Genomic DNA, 22,872 nt, shown 5'->3' on the forward strand with positions numbered 1-22,872 from the left:
AAGGGTCTGTCGTTGGGCCCTGGCCCCCCAGGAGACTGCCATGAACTCCCCCGCTCCACGCGCCGGCTTCCTCACCGCCAACCCGCATGCGTTGGCCACCATCCTCGACGCGAGCCAGACCAAGTCCATCATCGCCTCGCGCGACATCTTCGACGTCTCCGGCATCAAGCTGTGGGCGCGCGACCAGCCGGTGTCGCAGGCGCTGCAGCGCAAGCTGCTGGACCGGCAGCTGCGCCAGCCGCTGGAAGCCTGCCTGATCGCCGAAGATGGCGTGAACTCCCGCCAGCTGCTCGTGGCCGTGGAACAGCTGCTGGAGCAGGACACGCCGCTCAAGCCGCTGCTCGCCCCGCATGCCGATGACATCGTGCATGCTGCGGTGCACCTGCCGCTGCACCCCGTCGCACAACTGCTGCTGACGGCCGGCCAGGCCTCACGGCCCGACTCCTTCGACCACGCCATCCAGGCCATGGCGCTGTGCGGCGCGTTGACGCTGGCCCATGGCGGCGGCACGCGCGACCTGCGCGTGGCCATGCTGTGCGGCCTGCTGCACGACCTGGGCGAGATGTACATCGACCCGCACTTCGGCGAGGCCGATGCCGACCGCACGCTGGACGTCCGCAGCTACCAGCAGCTGGTGGTGCATCCGCACGTGGGCAAGCTGCTGATCGAGCAGCTCACCAACTACCCGCCGGACGTGGCGCGCGCCATCGCCGAGCACCATGAGAAGCTGGATGGCACCGGCTACCCGCACTGCCTGGCGGGCGACCAGGTGTCGCCGCTGGGCCGCATGCTGGCAGCCACCGAAGGCACGCTGGCGGCATTGCGCAAGCCGCAGGCCCACCTGTCGCATGCCAGCGTGGCGCTGCGCGCCGTGCCGGGCGAATACGACCTCGCGTGGATCGGCCCCATCGCCCATGCGGCGCGCGTTCAACCGGTGCTGCAGGCGTCCATGAGCGTCGAAGAGGTGAGCAATCGGCTGGAGACCATCGGCGAGGCGCTGCGGTCCGCGCAAAGCAACGCGAATGCCCTGATCCCGATGGCGCGGTCAGAGAAGTTCAAGTCCGCGGTGATGCTGGCGCAGCACCTGCTCGCTCGGCTGCGCCTGGGCTGGAACGCCAGCGGTCTGTGGAGCCCCGAGGCGGTGTCGTCGCAGGATGCCGCCGAGGTCCAGGCCATCGAGGACGAACTGCTGTTCCGCCTGCGGTCCATCCAGCGCGCGGCGCTGCTGTGCGCGGGCCAGCTGGCCGACGACGAGGCAGCGCTGCTCAACACGCTGTGCGAGGGCATCGCCGAGGCCACGGGCGGCTGAGGCAGGGCTACCGCACCGCCAGCTGCCGCTTGGCGTACTCCGTCTTGTCGGACGGCGGCGCCACCACCAGGTACCGCCGAAAAGTCTCGGCCGCCCTGGGGTCGTGCAGCAACTGGTAGTTCACGGCCAGGCCCCACAGCGCCACCGGCTCGTCCGGGGCCTGCTGCAGCGCCTTCTGGAACAAGGTCACGGCTTCATCGTGGTGGCCGGTCTCTGAGGCGATGCCTGCCACGCCGACCTGTGCCGAGAGATTGGTGGCATCGAGCTCGAGGGCTCGACGGTAGCTGGCGCCCGCCTCGCTGAACTTCTTCTGCAGGTGCAGGCTGGCACCCAACGCGGAATGCAGAATGGACAGGCCGGGGTCCTGGACCAACGCGGCCCGGTACAACTCTTCCGCGGCCACCGGGTCGCCGCGTTCCATGCAGGCATTGCCGAGCGACAGCGCCAGCTCCGCCGGTGTCCCCTTGCCTGCGGTGGTGGAGCTGTGCATGGCGACGCGGTTGGCCAGCACCGCCGCGCTGGCAGGATCGGCCGGCGCAACGGCTCCCGGCGGCGCCTTCTTTTCCGGACGCGCCAGGAGCCAGCCCCCAAGCATCAACACCACCGCTGCCGCCGCCAGCGCCGCGCCGACGCCGTCCTTGTTCTTCATGCGGGCACCTCCCTGTGTCGCCAGGCGGCCACTGTAGCCGCCTGGCGCACGCCACTGCCTACGAGGCAACGGCCAGGCTCAGCATCCGCTCCAGCACCTGCACCAGCTCCTTGTCGCTGTCCAGGAAGAACATGGCCCGCGACAAGGGGTCGTCGCGCCCCACCCGCACAGTGAGCCAGTGCGGCGTGGCGCGCATGAACACCGCCTCGTCGTTGACGTCGTCGCCCACGAAGACCGCGCCGCCCGCCCCCTCGCGCCGCACCAGCGTGGCGAGGGCATCCCCCTTGTCGGGCAGGCCCACCGCCATCACGTTGACCACGAACTTGCCGCCGAAGCGCTTGACGGGCTCCGTGCCCTGCAGCAGGTCTTCGATGCACACGAGCGCCGCGCCCGCGTCGGGTGCGCGGCGGTAGTGCAGCGCGATCGAGAACTGCTTGTCCTCCACCTCGATGCCGCAACGGCCGAGGCCATCCGCACGCAGCTCGATGCGCTGGCGGATCGCATCCAGCGCCTGCGAGGCCGACGATGGCGGACCGAGCGTCGGATCTTCCGCGCCATGGTTGCCCACGATGTAGCGCGGATGAAAACCCAGCCGCGGCTTCACGTCGGCCACGCTGCGCCCGGTGATGACCGCCACCGGCAGCAGCTCGCTCAGGCGCATGAGCGACGACGACACCGCTTCCGGCACGTGTGCATCGTCCGGCCGCTCGACGATGGGCGCGAGCGTCCCGTCGAAGTCGAAAGCCAGCAGCGGCTTGAGCCGCATCACGGCCTGCAGCGCGTCCTCGCCTTCAGTGCAGAAGAGGTGCCGCATCAGCGTGGTGGTCCTGGTGGCGTTGAACACGGGCCTCGATGCGCTCGCGCAGCCGCGTGCGACCGGCATCGGCCAGCATGCGGCCCGCCCATCGGTAGACATTGAACTCGCGCACCGTCATGCGCAGGCTGGCCATGCGCTCGCGCTGCTCGGCCGGCGGCATGGTGATGGAGCGCAGCAGCGCATCGGCCAGCTCCTCCACGTGGTACGGATTGACGATCAGCGCCTCGGGCATCTCGCGCGCGGCGCCTGCGAAGCGGCTGAGGATGAGCACGCCCTGTTCGTCGTCGCGCGCTGCCACGAACTCCTTGCACACGAGGTTCATGCCGTCATGCAGGCTGGTCACCAAGCATACGTCAGCAGCCCGGTACAGCTCGTTCACCGCCTCATGGCCGAAGTGCTGGGCCAGCAGGTGCACCGGCGCATAGCCCGCGTGGCCGAAGCGCTCGTTGATGCGCGCAGTGACGCGATGGATGCGATCCTGGAAGGACTTGTATTCCTCCAGCGAACTGCGTGACGGCGCGGCCACCTGCACGAAACTGAAGCGGCCGATCCACTCAGGGTACTTCTCCAGCATGCGCTCCACCGCATGCAGCCGTTCGAGGATGCCCTTGGTGTAGTCGAAGCGGTCCACGCCCACGGCCACCTTGTGATCGTGCGGCAGGTCCAGCCGCTCCATCAGCTTGGCTCGGCAGGCTGACACGCTGGGCCAGCGCGACACCATCGTGTCGGTGGGCCACTCGATGGAGATGGGGTAGGCCTCGATGAGCGTCGTGTCCTGCTGGAACGAGATGGTGGAATGCTCGTGCTCGATGCGCGCCTCCAGGTAGCGGTCCACCGTCTCCAGGAAGTTCTTGCAGTGGTAGCGCGTGTGGAAGCCGAGGATGGTGCTGCCCAGCATGCCTTGCAGGATCTCGCGCCGCCACGGGCAGATGCCGAAGCTCTCCGGGTTGGGCCAGGGGATGTGCCAGAAGGTGAGGATGGTGGCGCGCGGCAGCCGCTTGCGGATCATCGCGGGCAGCAGGGCGAAGTGGTAGTCCTGCACCAGCACGATCGGGTCTTCGCTGCGGGCCTCGGCCACCACGGCATCGGCGAAGCGCTGGTTCACGTGCTTGTAGGCCTCCCAGTCGCTCTCTCGGAACACCGGCCGCACGTGGGCCACGTGGCACAGCGGCCACAGGCCTTCGTTGGCGAAGCCGTAGTAGTAGCCCTGCTCTTCCTCGGGCGTGAGCCACAGGCGGCGCAAGGTGTATTCCTCCTTGCCCGGGGGCACGCGCACGCGGTCGCGCGAGTCCACCACCAGCTTGTCGCCGCTGCCGCTGCCGTGCGCGATCCAGGTGCCCGAGCAGGCGCGCATCACCGGCTCCACGGCCGTCACCAGGCCGCTGGCCGGGCGCTTGACGACCACGTGCTCGCCTTCCTTCTCGTGGATGTAGGGCTCGCGGTTGGACACCACGATGACCTGGTCGCCGCGCATGCGCGTGTGCAGCAGCTGTCGCAATCGCTCGGGGTTCCACTCGGCCTCGGGGCCTTGCGCGCGGCGGTACTCGTCTTCGAGGTCGCGCAGCCGTGCGCGCAAGTCGGCAGCGAAGGGTTCCAGCTCGGGCGGCGGTGCGCTGTTGCCGCCCGACGGAGCCAGCATCGGGCTGAGCAGACCTTCGCCGCGCATGATGGCCCGCACGCCCGACACCCAGCCGCGCCAGCTCAGCTGTGCCACCACCATGGTGATGAGCGCCATCACCAGGCCCAGGCAGGAGATGAGCACGATGAGGTAGCGCCGCGTGTCCAGGCTGCGCCGATCGACGAAGCTCAGGTCGTGCAGCAGCACGAGGTCGGCCACGCGACCGGTCTCGTTGTTCACCGGATGCACGCCCACGTGCACCGGACCGCCGTCGATGCGCAGGCGCGGCTCGGGCTGCTGCGAGATCACGCTGGCATTGGCGCAGCTCAGGCTCTTCGGGAATTGCGCGGTGCGCACGAGCATCGTGCCGTCTGGCGTGCACAAGCCGATGGCCACCATGCGTTCATCCTGGATGGCGCGGTCGATGAGCGATTGCAGCCGCCGCTTGTTGTCCTGCAACAGCGACTCGCCGACCGGATCGGACAGCGTGTTGGCCACCAGCTCGCCGCGTGCGTTCAGGTCACGCGCGAACCAGCGCAGCGTGAGCTGGTCCATCAGCGGCAGCGCAAGATAGGCCGCCGCGACGAGCGTGAGCAGCAGCGGAATGAGGAAGCGAAGTTGTAAGCGAAGTGTTTTCACGGGACGGCTGTGACAATTGAAATCGTTCAGGCCCTGGACGGCCGTATCGTGAAGGGCAATCGGCGCGCCTGCACCGCTTCATTGGTATCGGGCGGGTTTCTTGCTGCCAGGTTTGTATATTCGTCAGCAAAGAAGGAGTCTTCCGCATGACCGGTCCGACCACCACCGTCCGCGCCGCGCAACCCGCCGGACTCGATGTTGCAATGATCGGCAACTGCGCCATCAGTGCGCTGATCAACAGCCGGGGCACCGTGGTGTGGTGCTGCATGCCGCGTTTCGACGGCGACCCGGTGTTCCACGCATTGCTCGACAGCAAGGACGGCCTGCCCGACGACGGCAGCTTCGGCATCGAGCTCGAAGGCTTCGCCAAGTCCGAGCAGGCCTACGACCCCGGCACCGCCATCCTGCGCACGCGGCTTTGGAACTCGCAGGGCGAAGGCATCGAGATCGTGGACTTCGCGCCGCGCTTCTTCACGCGCGACCGTCCCTTCCGGCCAGCTCAGATCATCCGCCGCGTGAAGCCGCTGAACGGACACCCTCGCGTGCGCTTCATCATCCGGCCGCGCGGCGACTGGGGCTCGATCAAGCCGTCCATCACGCGCGGCAGCAACCACCTGCGCTTCGTGATGCCGGGCACCACCTTGCGCCTGTACACCAATGCGCCGCTGACCTACGTGCTTGACGAGACGCCCTTCTCGCTACGCACGCCGGTGAGCTTCCTGCTGGGGCCCGACGAGACGCTGCCCGCGGGCATCGAGGACACCGCACGCGAATTCGAGGAACAGACCGCCTGGTACTGGCACCACTGGACGCGCCGCCTGGCCCTGCCGCTGGAATGGCAGGACGCCGTCATCCGATCGGCCATCACGCTCAAGCTGTGCCAGTTCGAAGAGACGGGCGCCATCGTCGCAGCGATGACCACGAGCGTGCCCGAAGCGCCGAACACGCAACGCAACTGGGACTACCGCTTCTGCTGGCTGCGCGATGCCTTCTTCGTGGTGCGCGCGCTGAACAGCCTGTCGGAAGTCGGCACGATGGAGGACTACCTTCGCTGGCTCAATGACGTGGTGCGCGGCGCGGCCGGCGGCCACGTGCAGCCGCTGTACGGCATCGGCCTGGAGAAGCAGCTCACCGAGGGCTTCGTGCCCGACATCTCAGGCTACCGCGGCATGGGCCCGGTGCGCGTGGGCAACCAGGCCTACGAGCACTTCCAGTACGACGTGTACGGCAACATCGTGCTGGGCGCGGCCCAGAGCTTCCACGACCACCGCCTGTTCAAGCGGCCCGACGATGCGGATTTCGTGGCGCTGGAAGGCATGGGCGAGCAGGCCTGGCGCTTCCACGACCAGCCCGACGCCGGCATGTGGGAGCTACGCACGCGCGCCCGGGTGCACACCTCATCGTCGCTGATGTGCTGGGCCGCATGCGACCGGCTGGCCAAGATCGCGAGCGTGCGCGGCCTGGTGCAGCGGCATGTGTACTGGCGCGAGCGGGCCAACATCATCCGCGAGAAGATCCTCACGCAGTCGTGGAACGACAAGCGCAAGGCCTTCGCCGAGAGCTTCGGCGGCAAGGACCTGGACGCGAGCATCCTGCTGATGGCCGAGGTGGGCTTCATCGACCCGAAAGACCCGCGCTTCGTGAGCACGGTGGAGGCGCTGGAGGCCACCTTGTGCGATGGCCCCTTCATGCGGCGCTACGAAGCACCCGACGACTTCGGCAAGCCGGAGACGGCGTTCAACGTGTGCTCGTTCTGGCGCATCGATGCGCTGGCGCGCATCGGGCGCACGCAGCAGGCGCGCGAGATCTTCGAGTCGCTGCTGGCCAACCGCAACCATGTGGGGCTGCTGTCGGAGGATTTGAAGCCGGAGACGGGGGAGCTGTGGGGGAACTTCCCGCAGACCTATTCGATGGTGGGGATCATCAACGGGGCGGTAAGGTTGTCGAAGCCTTGGGATTTGATGGTCTGAGCGGTTCGCGCCTACCCTCGTCATTGCTGTTTCGGTATCCGTCTTTCTTGGTCAGGGTTTGACGGACAGGGACATCGGCATCGGAACATCCAAGGTGCTGCCGTCGGCCTGCCAAACCTTCAGGTGCAAGATCGCTTCGTAGCGGCCTGGCGCAAGGCACTCCACCTTCTCGCCGACAAAAACGTTGCAACGAATAGCGATGGCGTTGGTCCAATGCCATGGCAACGTCTGCATGACGCTTTGGTCATTCAGTTCAAGCCACGCTTGCGGCCCCGCATCCAGGTTGCCGGAGCCATCAGGTGGCAGGTATTCGACCGAATAAGACGCGATGCCTCCGCCGGAGCCCAATATCTTGATGGGGCTTGAAGTTGAATCGATTTGTGGGCTGACTTCGAATGATAGACGCGCTGGGTCTAGCAGATACTTGGTCCCCCCAGCATCGTTGACCTTGTAGGTGACGACGAGTTTTTTGGTGGTCTGGGCCTGCTCGCCAGTGCTGTACGCGTAGTTCGCTGTGACCGTGACTATCGTGTAGTACGTGCCGACAGGCCGAAGCTGCCCGGTGAGAATCAACTTGGGCGTCGGCAGGAGTTCTGCGCGAGCAGCCACCGCGGTCTTGTCCTCGAGAAACGGGTACTCGACAAAGACGGACTGACCCCGCCGGCCCCCGAGCTCGGGCGAAACACTGATGCTCGTTGTGCCGTCCGGCACGGTGAGTGGGATGGCAGCCAGATCCGTCACCTCGCCAAAGGACGACTCGATCGTGATCTCGTCGTATGGCGGACTAAGCTGGTTGAACGCCAATCCAGGAGATACGTGGATCGAATAGGGCACGGTGACCGGCGAACCTGCCAGGGGCATCTTGCACTGCTCATCCGCGCACAACCAAACTTTGACCGCACCCTGACTCGAGCCTACGGGCAAAAACGGAACATAGGCGGAGATGTAGAACAAGCCTCGGCCGGCCTGCCAGTCAAAGGTCGCCCAATGAGCATTGAAGAGCCCTGCGGGATCGTCGACGCGCACGAAGACTCCGTTTGCCTTGAGCAGGCCCTTGTCGCCAACGACGTCGTACTGGAAAAACGTTTGCGCTGATGCATCGTCGTCGCTGAGGTACGAACCTCCGATCGGCTCGGTCAGGACATTCGCGATGGACACCGTAGCCGTCGCCTGCGAATCCCCGCCACCGCCGCAACCCGACATTGCCAACACCCAGGCGGCCAAGGCAGCATGGAAAAACCAGCGGATGCATTGCCACGGTCCTGCTTCAGGGCGCCGCTTGTTGCGCCCTGGCAATCTTGTTGTAGTCACACGCCTCACCCTCCCTATGGCGGAAGATTGTATGAGAGTGTGACCAGGCGACCGGCCCGAATGGACCGAAAGCAAGCCATCTGAAATCAGGCGCCTGCCTTCATCTGCTCCGCCCGAGCCATCACCGACGCCGCCGTTGTATTTCTCCAGCTTGTTGGCGGTGCTGCCGCCCTTGTCTTTCGAAGTGCCGAATCAGAAGCTGTACCGCCCCATCAAGTCGATCCGCGACATCGTGCCCACCTCCCCCGTGAAGGTTTCGCGCCGTCCGTGGACATACTCGCCACCCAGTTCCACGTTCTTGATCGGCGAGTAGATCAGGTTGACGAACAGCTGCCTCAGGCTGCGGTTGTCGATTGCCGCCGCCGTCTTCCCCTTGTTCATCCCGAAGGCGACGGTGCCGCGCAGGCTGTCGCTGAAGTTGCGGTTGTAGCCGGCCACGAAGCCGCGGTTGCGGTCGAAGCTGATGGTGCCTGTCGTGCCGTCGATGGCATAGCCGTTGGAACCGTAGAGCTGGTCGATGTCGCCATCCACACGGGTGTACTGCGCCATCAGCAGGTCCTTGTCGCTCAGCTTGTAGCTGCCGCCGATGCCCACGCCGTACCCGCGCCGGGTCTCGGTGGCCGAACGCTTCTCATGCACCAGCCCCCGCATGTTGATGGCGCCCCAATCGAAGCTCTTGTCGAACCTGGCCACGAACTGCGGCAGGCGCTCGGCCTGGCTGCCGCCGCCAAACTGGTCCTGCGGGTCTTCCAGCGCCACCGTCAGCTTGTAGCCGGCCCTGGGGTCACCGTAGGTGTAGCGGATCATGGTGCGGCGTGAGAACGGCGCACCGATGGGCCCGTTGAAGTCCACCGTTTCGGGCAGGTCGTCCAGGTCCATGAAGGTGGACCAGGTCTGGCCCACCAGGAAGCCGTGGTATTCGCCATAAGCATGGCGCAGCCGCAGGCGGTTCCGGTTGCCGTCGCCGTAGCTGTAGAAGTCCATCTCCAGCCGGGTGTTGAACGTGCCGGTGCTGGTGGGTGTCGATGTCTCCAGGCCCAGGCGCGACGTCGACGCCGTCAACCGGGTCCGGCCATGCGGAACGTCCGCGCTGTCCAGCGGCTGGAAACTCAAGTCGGTGAAGAGGTCGCTCGGGCCGGGCGCCTTCAGGTCATGGACGAGGTGGGCTTCCGCATAGCCGTACAGATGCACCGAGGTCTCCGAGCCGGGGATGCGCAATCCCCCGCCGATGTCCCCCGCCACCACGGCGTCCTTGGACTTGATCTCCAACTGCTCGACCCGATCGTTGATCGCTGCCGCGTCGACCGCAGGAGCAGGTGCCTTCTGCACCTTTAAGTTTTGCATCTCTTCCTTCAATCGCTTCAACTCCTGCCGAAGCTGTTCAAAATCGGCCGCCGACTGTGCCTGGGCCGCCGATGCGCAAAATGCAGACGCGAACGCGCCCACCGCGCACGCCAGTGCGCTGTGCTTGAATGACATGAATCCCTCCTGGGGTTGGGAAAGAGTGGTGGGGCCTACCTGGCGACTTGTCCTAGAAAGGCCCGGATGCGATCGCTTTGCTGCGATCCGAAGAACTGCTGGGGCGTGGCGTCCTGGGCGACGCTGCCCTTGTCGAGAAACAGGATGCGGTCTCCCACCTCACGCGCAAAGTCCATCTCGTGGGTGACGACGATCATGGTCATGCCGCTGGCCGCGAGTTTCTTCATCACGTCCAGCACCTCCTTGACCATCTCCGGGTCGAGCGCCGAAGTGGGTTCGTCAAAGAGCATCACCCGCGGCGTCATGGCCAAGGCCCGGGCGATGGCAACGCGCTGCTGCTGGCCGCCGGAGAGCGCGAATGGGTACTTGTGCGCGTGGTCCCTGAGGCCCACGCGATCCAGCAGGTCCATCGCCCCGGCCTGGGCCTCGGCCCGGCTGGTCTTGCGCACGCGCATCGGGGCCAGGCACACGTTCTGCAGCACCGTGAGGTGCGGAAACAGGTTGAACTGCTGGAACACCATGCCCACTTCGCTGCGCAGGGCATCGAGCTCCTTGAGCTTGTCGCAGACCTCGATGCCATCCACCACGATGCGCCCGCTGTCGTGCGTCTCCAGGCGGTTGAGCATGCGCAGCAGCGTGCTCTTGCCCGAGCCGGACGGGCCGAGGATGACGGTGACCTGGCCTTCGTGGAAGCAGGTCGAGACGTCCTTGAGGATGTGTGCCGATCCAAACGCCTTGTTGACCTTGTCGACGGTGATGAGCGGCAGGCCTGCGCGCTGGCGCGACCGCGCCACGGACACGAGCTTCATCATGAGAGCTTCCCTTCGACATCGAAGCGGCGTTCGATCGCATCGGACACCTGCGTCATCAGCGTGGTGAAAGCCAGGTAGATGCAGGCCGTGGTGACGTAGCACGGCACCGGCTGAAAGGTGGCCGCCTGGATGCGCGTGCTCACCAGCGACACCTCCACCACACCGATGACGTACGCCAGGGACGAGTCCTTGAGCAAGGCCACCAGGTTGTTCACGAGCGGCGGCAAGGCGATCTTGAAGGCCTGCGGGAAGGTCACATCGATGAAGGTGAACCAGCGCGACATGCCCAGCGAGCGAGCGGCCTCGATCTGCCCCCGGGGCACGGCCAGCAGCCCCGCCCGGATGGCCTCCGCGTTGTAGGCGCCAACGTTGAAGGCCAGCGCCAGGCAGGCCGCGGAGAATTCATCCAGCTTCAGCACCGGCAGCAGTTCCGGCAGCGCGAAGAATGCGAAGAGCACCTGCAGCAGCAAGGGCGTGCCGCGCATGATCCAGATGTAGAGGCCCGCCAGCCAGCGCGCCGGCGCAAACGCCGACACCCGGCCCAGCGCGGCAATGATGCCCAGCAGCAGCCCTGCCGCGCCCGCGGCGACGGTGAGCTGCAAGGTGATGCGCGTGCCTTCGGCAAATGACTGCGCGTTGTTGCCGATGGGTTCAGGCGCGATGGACAACGGCCCGGCCATGGTCCACAGCAGCGCCAGCATGAGGGCAACGACGATCACGATGGTGGCGGTGCTGCGCTGCTGCCGGGTCCAGAAGGCCGGCCAAAGCGACAAGGTATTCATGGTGTGCTTCCTTGGGCGTCACTTGCAGCGGATGTCTTCGCCGAACCACTTCCTGGAGATGGCGTCGTAGGTGCCGTCCGCCTGGATGGCCGCCAGCGCCTTGTTGATCTCGCTCGCCACGCTGCCGTTGCCCTTGGCCACGGCCGATGCGATGCGCTCCACGAACACCATGTCGCCCAGCTGCATGCCGCTGGCACGGTTGGCTTCGAGTGCGGCCTTGGCCACGAAACGATCGGTCACCCAGGCATCCACTCGGCCGGTGATGAGCGCAGCGCGTGCATCGGAATCCTGCGGAAAGGTCTTCACCTCGCGGGCTTCGGTGGTCTTCTTGACGTTGTCGAAGTAGGTGCTGCCGATCTGCACGGCAACGACCTTGCCCGACAAGTCCTTCACGGTGCGCACACCCTCGCCCTTGGAGACGATGATGCCGCCCGAGCAGTAGTGCGGATTGCTGAAGGTGACGGCGCGCGAGCGCTCCTCGGTGATGCCGTGGGAGGCGATCACCATGTCCCAGCGGTCCTGGCGCAGGCCCGCCAGCAAGGCATCGAAGCTCAGTGCCTTCCACTCGATCTTCACGCCCATGCGCTGCGCCATCGCCTCGGCGATGTCGACTTCGAAACCCGTGAGCCGGGAGCCCTGGAAGTAGTTGAACGGCGCGAACTGCCCTTCGGTCGCAACAATGATGCGGCCATCCTTCTTGATGTCGTCGAACGGGCGGGCGTGCGCCGCATCTCCATGGACGAGTGAAATGCAGGCAAGCACGGACGAGACGAAACACATCGCCAGGCGATGAAGCATGGTCATAGACACCCTCGGATTTGATTGGAAGACGTCGCGATGCCGTCGATGAAGGCACCGCGTGGGTTCGCGCAATCGCAGCAGGCGTCGATGGACGTAGGCGAGGCGATCGGGACTGCAGTTCTCTTGGACTGCATCCCGAATGTGAAAAAGTCTATCGGGAGGGCGCCGAAATGTCCTTTCGACTTTTCAGCTCAATGACACGAATTGCGAAATAAGCTTTCATGGCTCAGCGCGCCACAAAAGCAAGCATCCGGCAAGCAAGTGCCGGATGCAACAAACCTACGCGACGCAGGACCTGCGCGCTGACCGGTCGGTCAGGGCGTCAGCCGCCGTTCCTCATCTGCTCCGCCCGCGCCGTCACCGACGCGGCGTACTCATCGGCCTTGATCTGCCGCCCATACGAGTCGGTGGCCCCCGGCGCCCAGTTGTCGCCGCCGTTGTACTTCTCCAGCATGTTGGTGGTGCTGCCGCCCTTGTCCGCCTCGATGACCGCGGCCATGGCGATCTGGTCCTTCTGGCTGCTGTGGTCGTAGGCGTGGCCCATCTTGGCCTCGAACTTCGCCGCATAGGCCTGGCGCGTGCTGGGCTCGACCTGCAGGATGCCGTCGCCTCCGCTGGGGCTGCCGGCCAGGGCCTTGCCAAACTGGCTTTCCTTTTCCTCCTGCGCGGCCAGCACGTAGGGGTCGACGCCGGTCTTCTTGCCGACCTCCACGTCGTCGTTCCACATGTCTTTCGGCACACCGGCGGGCGCATTGCCGGCGTCGGCAGACGATGACTTGCCTTGCACCGGGCTGTTGCGCTGCTCGGGCGCGTCGGCCTGCTTCTGCGGTTGCTGCTGCTGCGGATCGTCGATCTGCAGCTTCTCCAGCACCGGCCCGACGACGTTGCCGGCCGCAGGCGTCTGCTGGCAATCCTGCGCACCCTGGGTGGCATCGCTGCCCTGGCCGGACGGTCCGCCCTGCGAGGCCTTCTTGCCCTGTTCGAGGATCTCGCGCAGCAAGGCGTACAGGTCCATCCCCTGGCCCGGCGCGGGTTGCTGGCCGCCCTGGGCGGCTTGCTGCAGCGCGTCACACGTCTTGGCGAAATCCTTGAGGGCGCCTTGGAGGTCGCCCTGCAGCAGCTTCGCCACGAAATCCAACGCGTTCTTCAACACGTTGAGTTCGGCGGCCATCTGGCTCGGTTGCAGAAAGCCTGCTGCGATCTTCATGTCAGACATCCTGGTCTCCTTGTCTTTCGGAGTACCAATCTAGGACCGGCCCAACCCAGATGCGGATGTCAAAACGAAGGCATGGCCGGCCAGGCGAAGCGCCGGCGGCAGCTACTCAGCGGGGCCGCGCCTGCGCCATGCCGTCGGCGCGGAACACATGCATGGCTTCGGGCGGCAGCATGAACGGCAGGTCGTCATCGATCGCGATGTCGTCGCGGTGCGTCTTGGCCAGCAAGGGCATGGCCACCCCCTGCACGTCGAGGTAGACGTAGCTCTGCTCGCCCAGGTGCTCCACATGGCTCACGCGTGCATGCTGCGGGCCCTGCCCCACCACCACGTGCTCGGGCCGGATGCCCAGGGTGACGGGTTCGCCCTCCACCAGCCCCGATGCGGACAGGCGCGCATCGCAGGCCAGCTGGTTCACCTTCGCCGACACGCGCCCTTCGGCAGTGCCGGTGACCCGCGCGTCGATGAAGTTCATTGCCGGTGACCCGATGAAGCCCGCCACGAAGCGGTTGGCCGGGTGGTGGTACAGCTCCAGCGGATGCCCCACCTGCGCCACGCTGAGCATGTCATCGCGGCCGGCCAGCGGCTGCAGCAGAACGATCTTGTCGGCCAGCGTCATGGCCTCCACCTGGTCGTGCGTCACGTAGATCATGCTGGCCGAACCCAGGCCGCGGTGCAGCTTGGCGATCTCCACGCGGGTCTGCACACGCAGGGCCGCATCGAGATTGGACAAGGGCTCGTCGAACAGGAACACCCGCGGCTTGCGAACGATGGCGCGGCCGATGGCCACGCGCTGGCGCTGGCCGCCCGAGAGTTCACGCGGGCGCCGGTCCAGCAAGCCGTCCAGCCGCAGGATGCGCGAAGCCTCCGCCACGCGCTGTTCGATCTCGGCGGCCGGCAGCTTCTGGTGGCGCAGGCCGAAGGCCATGTTCTCCTTGACCGTCATGTGCGGGTACAACGCGTAGCTCTGGAACACCATGGCCACGTTGCGCTGCGCGGGCGGCAGGTCGTTGACACGCTTGCCTTCGATCTCGATGTCACCCGAGCTTGCATCGTCCAGGCCGGCGATGAGCCGCAGCAAGGTCGACTTGCCGCAGCCCGAGGGCCCGATGAACACGCAGAACTCGCCCGGGTCGATGGTGAGCGAGATGTCGCGAAGAATGGTGGCGTTGCCGAATTGCTTGTTGACGTTGCGCAGGTCGATGCGGCTCATCGCGGTCTCCTCAGGGTTTGCTCAGCGTCAGGGGCACCAGCCGGCCGAAGAAGGCCTGGTGCGGTTGCAGGACGACTTCGGCCTGGTCCCACGTGCCGGTGAAGCCATGGCCGTCGATGGGGCGCACATCCACGTCGAACTCCGCCTCGTAGCGGGCCTCGGTGTTCGAGAGGTTGAACACGCACAGCACGCGCTCGTCGCCCAGCTGGCGCTCGAAGGCCACCACCTGCTCGTGGGCCGGCAGCAGCGTCATCGAGCCCGACTTCAGGGCCGCGATGCCGTTGCGCCAGCGCAGGAAGGACTGGTAGCGGCGCAACACGCTGTCGGGCATGCCGAGCTGGATGTCCACCGCGGACTGCAGATGCTCCGACGGCACCGGCAGCCAGGGCTGCACCTCGCTGAAGCCGCCGTGCGAGCGGGCCGCCTCCCAGGGCATGGGCGTGCGGCAGCCGTCGCGACCGGCGAAAGCCGGCCACATGCTCTTGCCGTACGGGTCCTGCAGCAGTTCGTAGGGCACGACCGCTTCCGTGAGTCCCAGCTCCTCGCCCTGGTACAGGCAGATGGAGCCACGCAGCGAGCCCAAGAGCGCCAGCAGCAGCGGCGCCACGCGCGGGCCCTCGCCCATCAGCGACTGCCAGCGGGTCACCACGCGCGTCACGTCGTGGTTGTTCAAGGCCCAGCACACCCAGGCGCTGCCGGCTTCGCGCAGGAATTCCTCCAGCACCCCGTGGATGAAGCGGGCCGAGCAGTCGCGCTCCATCAGGTTGAAGGTGTAGGCCATGTGCAGCCGGCCGTCGGTGGTGTAGTGGTTCAGCGTCGCGTACTGTTCGTCGTCGCCGATCTCGCCGATGCTGGTGATGCCCGGGCGGCTGTCCAGCAAGGCGCGCAGCCTCTGCAGGAACACGAGGTTCTCCGGCTGTGTCTTGTCGTAGAGGTGGCGCTGGAAGGCGTAGGGGTTGCTGCGCGGCACGGCGGCAGCGAAGCGGCCTTCAGGCTGCGGCGGGTTGGAGCGCAGTTCCTTGTCGTGGAAGTAGAAGTTCACCACGTCGAATCGGAAACCATCGCAGCCGCGGTCCAGCCAGAAGCGCACCACGTCGAGCACGGCGTCCTGCACCTGCGGGCAGTGGTAGTTCAGGTCGGGCTGGCTGCTGAGGAAGTTGCGCAGGTAGTACTGGCCGCGCCGCGTGTCCCACTGCCAGGCGCTGCCGCCGAAGAGCGACAACCAGTTGTTGGGCGGCGAGCCGTCCTTCTTCGCATCGGCCCACACGTACCAGTCGGCCTTGGGGTTGGTCTTGTCCTGGCGGCTTTCGACGAACCACGGGTGTTCCGACGCCGTGTGGCTGAGCACGAGGTCGATGAGCACCTTCAGCTTCAGGCGGTGCGCCTCGGCCACGAGCGCATCGAAGTCGTCCAGCGTGCCGAAGCGCGGGTCGACGTCGCAGTAGTCGCTGATGTCGTACCCGAAGTCGTGCATGGGCGACTTGAAGAAGGGCGAGATCCAGATGGCGTCCACGCCCAGTTCGGCGATGTAGGGCAGCCGCATGGTGATGCCGCGCAGGTCACCCACGCCATCGCCGTTGCTGTCCTGGAAACTCCTGGGGTAGATCTGATAGATGGAAGCCCCGACCCACCAATCGTTGTTCTTTGTGCTTTCGGTTTGCATGTGGTTTCTCTAACCCTTGACGGCCCCCGCCGACAACCCCGACACGATGAGACGCTGGAAGTACACCACCAGCGCCACCAGCGGCAGCGTGACGATGACCGACGCCGCCATGATCTTTCCCCAGGGCAGCTCGAAGCCGCTGGGCGTGCTGATGAGCGCAATGGCCACCGGCACGGTGCGTTCTTCCGTCGACAAGGTGAAGGTCAGCGCGAAGAGGAATTCATTCCACGCCGCGATGAACGCCAGCAAGCCCGTGGCCACCACCGCCGGCCACAGCAGCGGCATGAGGATGCGGAAGATCAGCGTGAACACGCCCACGCCATCCATGGCCGCGGCCTCTTCCAGCTCCTTGGGCAACTGCTTCATGAAGGTCACCAGCACCCACACGGTGAAGGGGAGCGTGAGCATCAGGTCGGCGATCATCAGCGCGCCCAGGCTGTCGTACAGGCCGAAGAAGCGCACCAGCTCGAACATGCCCGACAGCACCGCCACCTGCGGGAACATCGAGGCCGAGAGGATGACCAGCAGCAACAGCCCGCGCCCGCGGAACTCCACCCGGCCCAGGGCCCACGCCGCCATCAGGCTCAGGGCCAGAGACAGCGCGACGACCGTGCCTGCCACGATGACCGAGTTCATCAGGTTGGTGGCGAAGGGCTGCTCGGAGAACACGCCCACGTAGTTGGAGATCGTCGGGTGGCGCGGCAGCATCTCCGGAGAGAACAGCCCCGTGCGCTGCTTGAACGAGCTGGACACCGCATACAGCAGCGGGAACACCGACACCGCGATGAACAGCAGCGAGGCGAAGTAGTAGCCGATGCGCTTCATGCCGCCACCTTGTCGCTGCTGCGACGCATCAGTCCCATGCACATGATGGTGATGAGCGCGATCAAGAAGAAGAGCATGGTGGCCGCCGCTGATCCATACCCCACCATGCCGAAATCGATGAGCTGCTCGCGCACGAAGACCGACATGCTCTTGGTGGCACGGCTGTTGGAGGTCATCACGTAGATCACGTCGAACACGCGCAGCGCGTCGAGCATGCGGAACACCATGGCCACCAGCACGCCGGGCATGATCAGCGGCAGCGTGACCCGGCTGAACACCGTCCACGCCGGCACGCCGTCCACCTTCGCGGCTTCGTAGCAATCCACCGGCACCATCTGCAAAGCCGCGAGGATGAGCAGCGCCATGTAGGGCGTGGCCTTCCACACGTCCACCAGCACGATGGTGAAGAGCGACAGCGAGGGATCGGCCGTCCACGCCAGCGGCGTGCTCAGCACGCCAAGCGCCAGCAGGTAGTGGTTCACGATGCCGAACTGGTCGTGCAGCATCCAGCTCCACATCTTGGCCGACACCACGGTGGGAATCGCCCAGGGCACCAGCATCGCAGCGCGCAGCAGCGTGCGGATGCGCGAGGGCTGGTTGAGCAGCAGCGCCACGCCCAGGCCCAGCAGCGTTTCCAGCACCACCGACAGCAGCGCGAACACCACGGTGTTGCCCACCGAATGCCACCAGTCGCCGGACCACAGCAGCCCGTCGGGGCCGATGTAGTTGTCCAGTCCGACGAAGCGGCGCGAGTCCAGCTGGGCCAGCTCGGCGTCGAAGAGGCTGAACCAGATGGTGCGGCCCAGCGGCCAGCCGGCCACCATCAGCAGCACCACCAGCATGGGCAGCGTCACCAGCCAGGCACGGCGCACGCGCTGCGCACGCAGGCCGCCCGTGGCCTTGGCCTTCATTTCGGAACCTTTCGACGGCAGCGCGCTGGATTCGCGTGCGGTCAGTTCCATTTGCCGCCGCGCGACAGGCGGGTCAGCGATTCCTCGAGACGGCCCAGGGCCTCATCCGGCTTGGCCTTGCCCGACAGCACCTCGTGCGCGGCGTTCCAGAACTGGTTGCTCACCTGGTTGTAGCGTGCGCCGGTCACCGTGGTGGGGCGGCCCACCGCGCTCGTGAAGGTGCCGTACAGCTCGCCCATGAAGGGGTTGGCCTTGACGACTTCCGGGTCCTTGTACAGCGAGCCCAGCGTGGGGTTGAACGAACCGCGGATGGCGCGGTCCTTCTGCACCGCGGCGCTGGTCATGTACATCACCAGGTCGGCGGCCTCGGCAGCATGTTTCGAATACTTCGACACTGCCAGCGATTCACCGCCCAGCGTCGCGGCATTGCGCCCGCCCGCGCCGCCCTTGGGCAGCGTGGCCACGCCCACCTTGCCCTTGATGACACTGTCGTCGTTCTGCGCCAGCGACCAGGCATACGGCCAGTTGCGCATGTACACCGCATTGCCGGCCTGGAAGACGCCGCGCGCCTCTTCCTCGGCGTAGTTCAGCACGGCGGTGGGCGAGATGCCGCCGACCCACGACGCCGCCGTCTGCAGCGCCTTGGAGGCATTCGGGTTCTTGATGCTCACCTTGCCGTTGTCCTCGACGATGGATCCGCCGCCGAAGCTGGCCACCCATTCGAGCGCGTCGCAGGTCAGGCCTTCATACGCACGGCCTTGCCACACGTAGCCCCACATCTTGTCGTTGCCGGCAGCGCGCTCGCCGTCCTGGATCTTCTTGGCCGAGGCGCCCAGCTCGTCCCAGGTGTCGGGCACCTTCTGGCCGTACTTCTGCAGCAGGTCCTTGCGGTAGAACAGCAGGCCTGCATTGGCGAACCAGGGCATGGCCACCAGGCGGTTGTTGTTGGTGTTGTTGGCGATGAACCCGGCGAAGTGTTCCTTCTCCACGCCCTTGGTGAAGGGCTTGAGGTCCAGCAGATGGTTCCCCAGCAGGCCCGGCCACACGACATCCACCTGCAGCACGTCGATCTTGTCGGAGCCCGCGCTCAGCACCTGCTGGTACAGCGCCAGGCGTTCGCTCGCATCGTTGGGCGGCGTGACGATCTGGATTTCATTGCCCGTCTTCTTGGCCCACGCTTCGGCAGCGCCCTTGCAGAACTCCAGCTCCTGGCCGACGCCCGAGCAGGAAATCTTGATGGATGCCGCCTGCGCCCCGAAGGCGAAAGCGAGCACGGCGGCGCCGACGGCGCCCTGAATGACGGTCTGGGTCGAACGTTGCATCTGATGTCTCCGGTGATCTTGTCCGTGAGACGCATCAGACCGCGTCCAGGTGAATGCCAGATTTCGATTGTTAAAAGCCCGGCCGGCGCATCGTCATCAGGTTGCAGACGATGTTTCAGGCCTTTCATTCGCATCGGCCAGCAGCCGGGCGAGCCAGTGGGCCAATTGCGCCGGTTCGAAGGGCTTGTGCACGAAGGCGAAGGCCGGGTCCCACTGCTCGGCATTGGGCAACAATTCGGGCGACAGGCCGGACATCAAGCCCAGAGGCAATTCCGGCCAGCGGTCGCGCGCCAGGTGGGCGAAGCGCAGGCCGTCCATGCCCGAACCCAGGCAGATGTCGGACAACATCACGTCGGGCGATGCCCCTCGCTCCAGCAGGGTCAGCGCCTGCTCGGCCGAGGGCACGGCCGTGACGCGCAGTCCCTCGCGCACCAGCATGTCGGTGAGCGTGGCGCGGAAGGCATCGTCGTCGTCGACCAGCAGCACGTGCACGTTGTCCAGCGGCACGGGCGGGGCAGCGGCATGGCGCGCATCCGTTGCGGCCGCGGCACTCGCCTGGGCCGGGAAGCGCAGGGTCACCGTCGTGCCCTTGCCCAGGCGGCTTTGCAGGCCCACGTCGCCGCCGGACTGCTTCACGAAGCCGTAGACGATGGACAGCCCCAGCCCGCTGCCCTCCCCGGCCTTCTTGGTGGTGAAGAACGGGTCGAACACCTGGCGCTGCTGGTGCTCGGGAATGCCGCGGCCGGTGTCGCTGACGTCGATCTCCACCATGCCGCCGGCGGCGCGGGTCGCCACGCGCAACTCGCCGCCATCGGGCATGGCCGCCGCGCTGTTGAGCACCAGGTTCAGCAGCGCGTTCTCCAGCTGGCCGCGGTCGACGTGGAGCTGTGCCGGCTCGGAGCGGAGATCGAAGCTCACCGCCACCTGCGGCCCGGCGCTGTACTCGATCAGGTCCTGCATCTCCTCGACCATCTCGTCGACCGGCACATGCTCGGCCTGCAGCGGCTGGCGCCTGGCGAAGGCCAGCAGCCGGCGTGTCAGGGCCGCCGCACTGGTGGCCGCGCGCTGCACCCGCTTCCACTGCGCATGGGTCTGCACCTCGCCGGCGACGCGCTCCTCCAGCAGCGAGAGGTTGCCGAGGATGGTGCCGAGGTAGTTGTTGAAGTCGTGCGCCACCCCGCCGGTGAGCTGCCCCAGGACGTCCAGCTTCTGCGAATGCTGCAGCTGCGCCTCGATGTTGCGCCGCGCGGTCATGTCGGTCATCAGCGTCACCGTGCCGCCGTCGGGCATGGCGCGGCTGCGCAGGTCCAGCACCTGGCCTTCAGGCAGGCGCAGCTCCACGTGCTCGAACACGGTCACGCCGTCGATGCGCTCGGGGTCCAGCGGCTGCGCCTCGGCATCGCCCGCGTGGCACCAGGCCGTGCCGCGCGGCAGGGACTGCAGCATCTCCTTGCGCGTCATGCCATCGCGCGGCGTGATGCCCAGCGGCCCGAGGAGCTTCACGAGCTGCGGGTTCCAGAGGATGAGCCGATGTTCATGGTCGAACACCGCGAGCGCATCGGTGAGGCTCTCGTGCACGGCTTCGAGCAGTTCGCGCTGGTTCTTGAGGTCGGCCAGCAGCTTCTGCTTGGCCAGCAGGTTGTCGCGGAAGACTTCGAAGCTTCGCGCCAGCTCGCCGAGTTCGTCGCGCCGGGTCGTGGCCGGCGTCTCCTGCGCCACGTCGCCCTGCGCGAGGCGCGACATGACGTGGGTGATGTTCTCCACCTGCGCGATGAGCCGCCGCACATAGCGGGTCGCCCCCAGGCCGATGACCACGCAGACGATGGCCAGCACCAGCATGCCGGTCTCGCCGCGCCGGATGGCGCGCTGCACGCTGTCGTTGCGCAGCGCGGCGGTGTTGCGCAGCTGGGCCACGTGCTGCGCCACCTCGTCGCTCAGGCGGTCGGCATTGGAGCGGGTGAGCGCCACCAGGTAGTTGGTGCGCGACTCATAGTCCAGCAGGTCGCGCCGCAGGCTGAGGATGTTGTCAGGGCCGGTGGCCAGCGCTTCCACCTCGCGAACGAACTCCTCGTCGAAGGCATCGAAGGCGTGGCGCTGGCGTGCGGCGATGAGCAGGGCTTCCACGTCGGCCTGCAGCCGGCCGAGCGTCGCGGCCTTGTCGGTGGTGGCGCCGAGCACCAGGCTGGACCAGATCTCCGCCACCGCCGGATCGCCTGGCTTGCCCTGCCGACCCGACGCATGGATGCGCGTGCCGATGTGGCTGAGCACGATGATCTGCCGTTCCAGCCGCGAGTCGATGGACTGGCGCAGCTTGGTGAGCATGATGAGGTTGGACAAATCGCGGTCCACGCCTTCAAGCCGGCGGCTCATCGCAGGCTGGAGTTCGCCGCTGGGCGGCAGGGTGAGCGAGCGGCGCTTGATGTCGTCCAGAAGGCCGGCCACCACGGCGGCATTGGTCTCCAGCGTCTCGGGCGTGCGCGAGTCCGCCAGATGCGGGGCGATGGCCGCGATCTGCGCCGTGCGTTCGGCCAGCTCCAGTGCACGGGCGATGCCTGGCAACACCTCTTCCTCGTAGCCCGCCAGCTCCCGCTGCATGCTGCGCATGCCCAGCCAGCCCACCACCGCCAGCGCCACGCCGGCCAGCAGCAGGATGGTGAACGCCGCCAGCAGCCGCGTGCGCACGCGGTCGACGCTGAAGCGGGGCAAGAGACGCATCTAGCCTCGCGTCACCTGCGCGGCAAACACGTAGCCGATGCCCCGCTCCGTGCAGATGTACTGCGGATGCTTGGGGTTCGGCTCGATCTTGCGCCGCAGGCGCAGGATGAGCACGTCGATGGTCCGGTCGAACACCTCCGTCTCCAGGCTGCGCGTCTGCTCCAGCAACTGGTCTCGCGTCCACACCCGCTGGGGCTGCCGCACGAAGGCTTCGAGCAATCGGAACTCGGCCTGGGTCAAGGCGCAGGGCGAGCCGTCCTGGTGGACGAGCTCACGTTCGGCCAGGTCCAGCACCCAGGTGCCGAAGCGGACGTGGTCGCGGCTGGTGGGCTTGGGCGGCCGTGGCGCGTTCGACGGCGGTGCGCCGGTCTCGACCGCGTAGCGCCGCAGCACTGCACGCACACGCGCCAGCAGTTCGCGCGGGCTGAAGGGCTTGACGAGGAAGTCGTCGGCCGCGAGCTCCAGCAGCAGCACGCGGTCGGTCTCATCGCTCGCGCCGCTGATCATCACGATCGGGATGGCCGAGTGCTGGCGCAGCTCGCGGGCGAGCGTCAGCCCGTCCTCGGTCTTCAGCCGCAGGTCCAGCAGGATCAGCGAGTAGGCGTGGCGGGCCAGGGCGTCGTGCATGAGGGCCCCGCTGCCCACGCCGTCGGCCTCGAAGCCGGACTGGCGCAGCAGGTCCACCAGGTACGACACCATGTCGTTCTCGTCGTCCACGACGAGGATCCGCGGTTTGCTTGTCTCCATCACGGGCAGTTCCCCTGCACTCTGTAGGGTGAGTAGATATCAAATTCTCACCACCAGCGAATTGCAATTGTTAATG

At 66.5% G+C, this 22,872-nt stretch carries 18 protein-coding genes; 2 read left to right on the forward strand and 16 right to left on the reverse strand.

Annotation, left to right across the window (positions count from 1 at the left end):
* The first annotated feature begins 40 nt into the window (after positions 1–40).
* Entirely contained in the window at positions 41–1,309 is a 1,269-nt protein-coding gene (locus DZC73_RS00190; protein WP_124538194.1) for an HD-GYP domain-containing protein, read from the forward strand.
* A 7-nt stretch (positions 1,310–1,316) separates the two neighbouring features.
* On the opposite strand, the gene DZC73_RS00195 is transcribed toward DZC73_RS00190, so the two are convergent.
* From DZC73_RS00195 to DZC73_RS00205, 3 genes are read right to left on the reverse strand one after another with little or no spacing between them, the layout of a single operon-like run.
* Positions 1,317–1,958, reverse strand: coding sequence for a tetratricopeptide repeat protein (locus DZC73_RS00195; protein ID WP_124538195.1), 642 nt, complete (start codon positions 1,956–1,958; stop codon positions 1,317–1,319).
* Positions 1,959–2,016: 58 nt separating this feature from the next.
* Complete coding sequence (otsB, locus tag DZC73_RS00200; protein ID WP_235834933.1) at positions 2,017–2,802, reverse strand: trehalose-phosphatase; 786 nt, start codon at positions 2,800–2,802, stop codon at positions 2,017–2,019.
* Entirely contained in the window at positions 2,750–5,032 is a 2,283-nt protein-coding gene (locus DZC73_RS00205) for an alpha,alpha-trehalose-phosphate synthase (UDP-forming) (RefSeq protein WP_235834934.1), read from the reverse strand. Before DZC73_RS00205 ends, otsB begins: the two co-directional genes overlap by 53 nt.
* Positions 5,033–5,178: 146 nt before the next feature.
* On the opposite strand from DZC73_RS00205, the gene DZC73_RS00210 reads away from it, so the two are divergent.
* Positions 5,179–7,002 (forward strand): glycoside hydrolase family 15 protein, encoded by a 1,824-nt coding sequence (locus DZC73_RS00210; RefSeq protein ID WP_124538196.1) that lies wholly within the window; start codon positions 5,179–5,181, stop codon positions 7,000–7,002.
* A gap of 51 nt (positions 7,003–7,053) precedes the next feature.
* Here DZC73_RS00210 and DZC73_RS00215 read toward each other — a convergent pair whose 3' ends face one another.
* The 13 genes from DZC73_RS00215 to DZC73_RS00275 all read right to left on the reverse strand — a co-directional run bounded on the left by DZC73_RS00215 (position 7,054) and on the right by DZC73_RS00275 (position 22,796).
* Positions 7,054–8,226 carry a hypothetical protein gene (locus DZC73_RS00215; RefSeq protein WP_124538197.1) on the reverse strand — a complete coding sequence of 391 codons (1,173 nt, stop codon included), beginning with the start codon at positions 8,224–8,226 and terminating at the stop codon, positions 7,054–7,056.
* A 279-nt stretch (positions 8,227–8,505) separates the two neighbouring features.
* Complete coding sequence (locus DZC73_RS00220) at positions 8,506–9,792, reverse strand: DcaP family trimeric outer membrane transporter (protein ID WP_124538198.1); 1,287 nt, start codon at positions 9,790–9,792, stop codon at positions 8,506–8,508.
* A 35-nt stretch (positions 9,793–9,827) separates the two neighbouring features.
* Positions 9,828–10,604, reverse strand: a complete 777-nt coding sequence (locus DZC73_RS00225; RefSeq protein ID WP_407924078.1) for an amino acid ABC transporter ATP-binding protein — start codon at positions 10,602–10,604, stop codon at positions 9,828–9,830.
* Complete coding sequence (locus tag DZC73_RS00230) at positions 10,601–11,386, reverse strand: amino acid ABC transporter permease (RefSeq protein ID WP_124538199.1); 786 nt, start codon at positions 11,384–11,386, stop codon at positions 10,601–10,603. Before DZC73_RS00230 ends, DZC73_RS00225 begins: the two co-directional genes overlap by 4 nt.
* Before the next feature lie 18 nt (positions 11,387–11,404).
* Positions 11,405–12,190 (reverse strand): ABC transporter substrate-binding protein, encoded by a 786-nt coding sequence (locus tag DZC73_RS00235; protein ID WP_124538200.1) that lies wholly within the window; start codon positions 12,188–12,190, stop codon positions 11,405–11,407.
* Between the two features lie 319 nt (positions 12,191–12,509).
* Complete coding sequence (locus DZC73_RS00240) at positions 12,510–13,394, reverse strand: lysozyme family protein (RefSeq protein WP_124538201.1); 885 nt, start codon at positions 13,392–13,394, stop codon at positions 12,510–12,512.
* Between the two features lie 115 nt (positions 13,395–13,509).
* Positions 13,510–14,613 (reverse strand): ABC transporter ATP-binding protein, encoded by a 1,104-nt coding sequence (locus DZC73_RS00245; RefSeq protein ID WP_124538202.1) that lies wholly within the window; start codon positions 14,611–14,613, stop codon positions 13,510–13,512.
* Between the two features lie 10 nt (positions 14,614–14,623).
* Entirely contained in the window at positions 14,624–16,276 is a 1,653-nt protein-coding gene (locus tag DZC73_RS00250; protein ID WP_124538203.1) for an alpha-glucosidase family protein, read from the reverse strand.
* Between the two features lie 9 nt (positions 16,277–16,285).
* The gene (locus tag DZC73_RS00255; protein ID WP_124538204.1) at positions 16,286–17,101 is read right to left on the reverse strand and encodes a carbohydrate ABC transporter permease; all 816 of its coding nucleotides are present in this window, start codon (positions 17,099–17,101) and stop codon (positions 16,286–16,288) included.
* Positions 17,098–18,063: a carbohydrate ABC transporter permease gene (locus DZC73_RS00260; protein WP_235834935.1), complete on the reverse strand. Its 966-nt coding sequence runs from the start codon at positions 18,061–18,063 to the stop codon at positions 17,098–17,100. Before DZC73_RS00260 ends, DZC73_RS00255 begins: the two co-directional genes overlap by 4 nt.
* Positions 18,054–19,334: an ABC transporter substrate-binding protein gene (locus DZC73_RS00265; RefSeq protein WP_124538205.1), complete on the reverse strand. Its 1,281-nt coding sequence runs from the start codon at positions 19,332–19,334 to the stop codon at positions 18,054–18,056. Before DZC73_RS00265 ends, DZC73_RS00260 begins: the two co-directional genes overlap by 10 nt.
* Positions 19,335–19,430: 96 nt before the next feature.
* The gene (locus DZC73_RS00270) at positions 19,431–22,049 is read right to left on the reverse strand and encodes a hybrid sensor histidine kinase/response regulator (protein WP_124538206.1); all 2,619 of its coding nucleotides are present in this window, start codon (positions 22,047–22,049) and stop codon (positions 19,431–19,433) included.
* Positions 22,050–22,796: a response regulator gene (locus tag DZC73_RS00275; RefSeq protein WP_124538207.1), complete on the reverse strand. Its 747-nt coding sequence runs from the start codon at positions 22,794–22,796 to the stop codon at positions 22,050–22,052. It abuts the gene before it with no gap.
* Positions 22,797–22,872 lie beyond the last annotated feature (76 nt).

This window comes from Rhizobacter terrae, from assembly GCF_003852895.1.
In the GTDB taxonomy this organism is placed as follows: Bacteria; Pseudomonadota; Gammaproteobacteria; order Burkholderiales; family Burkholderiaceae_C; genus Albitalea; species Albitalea terrae.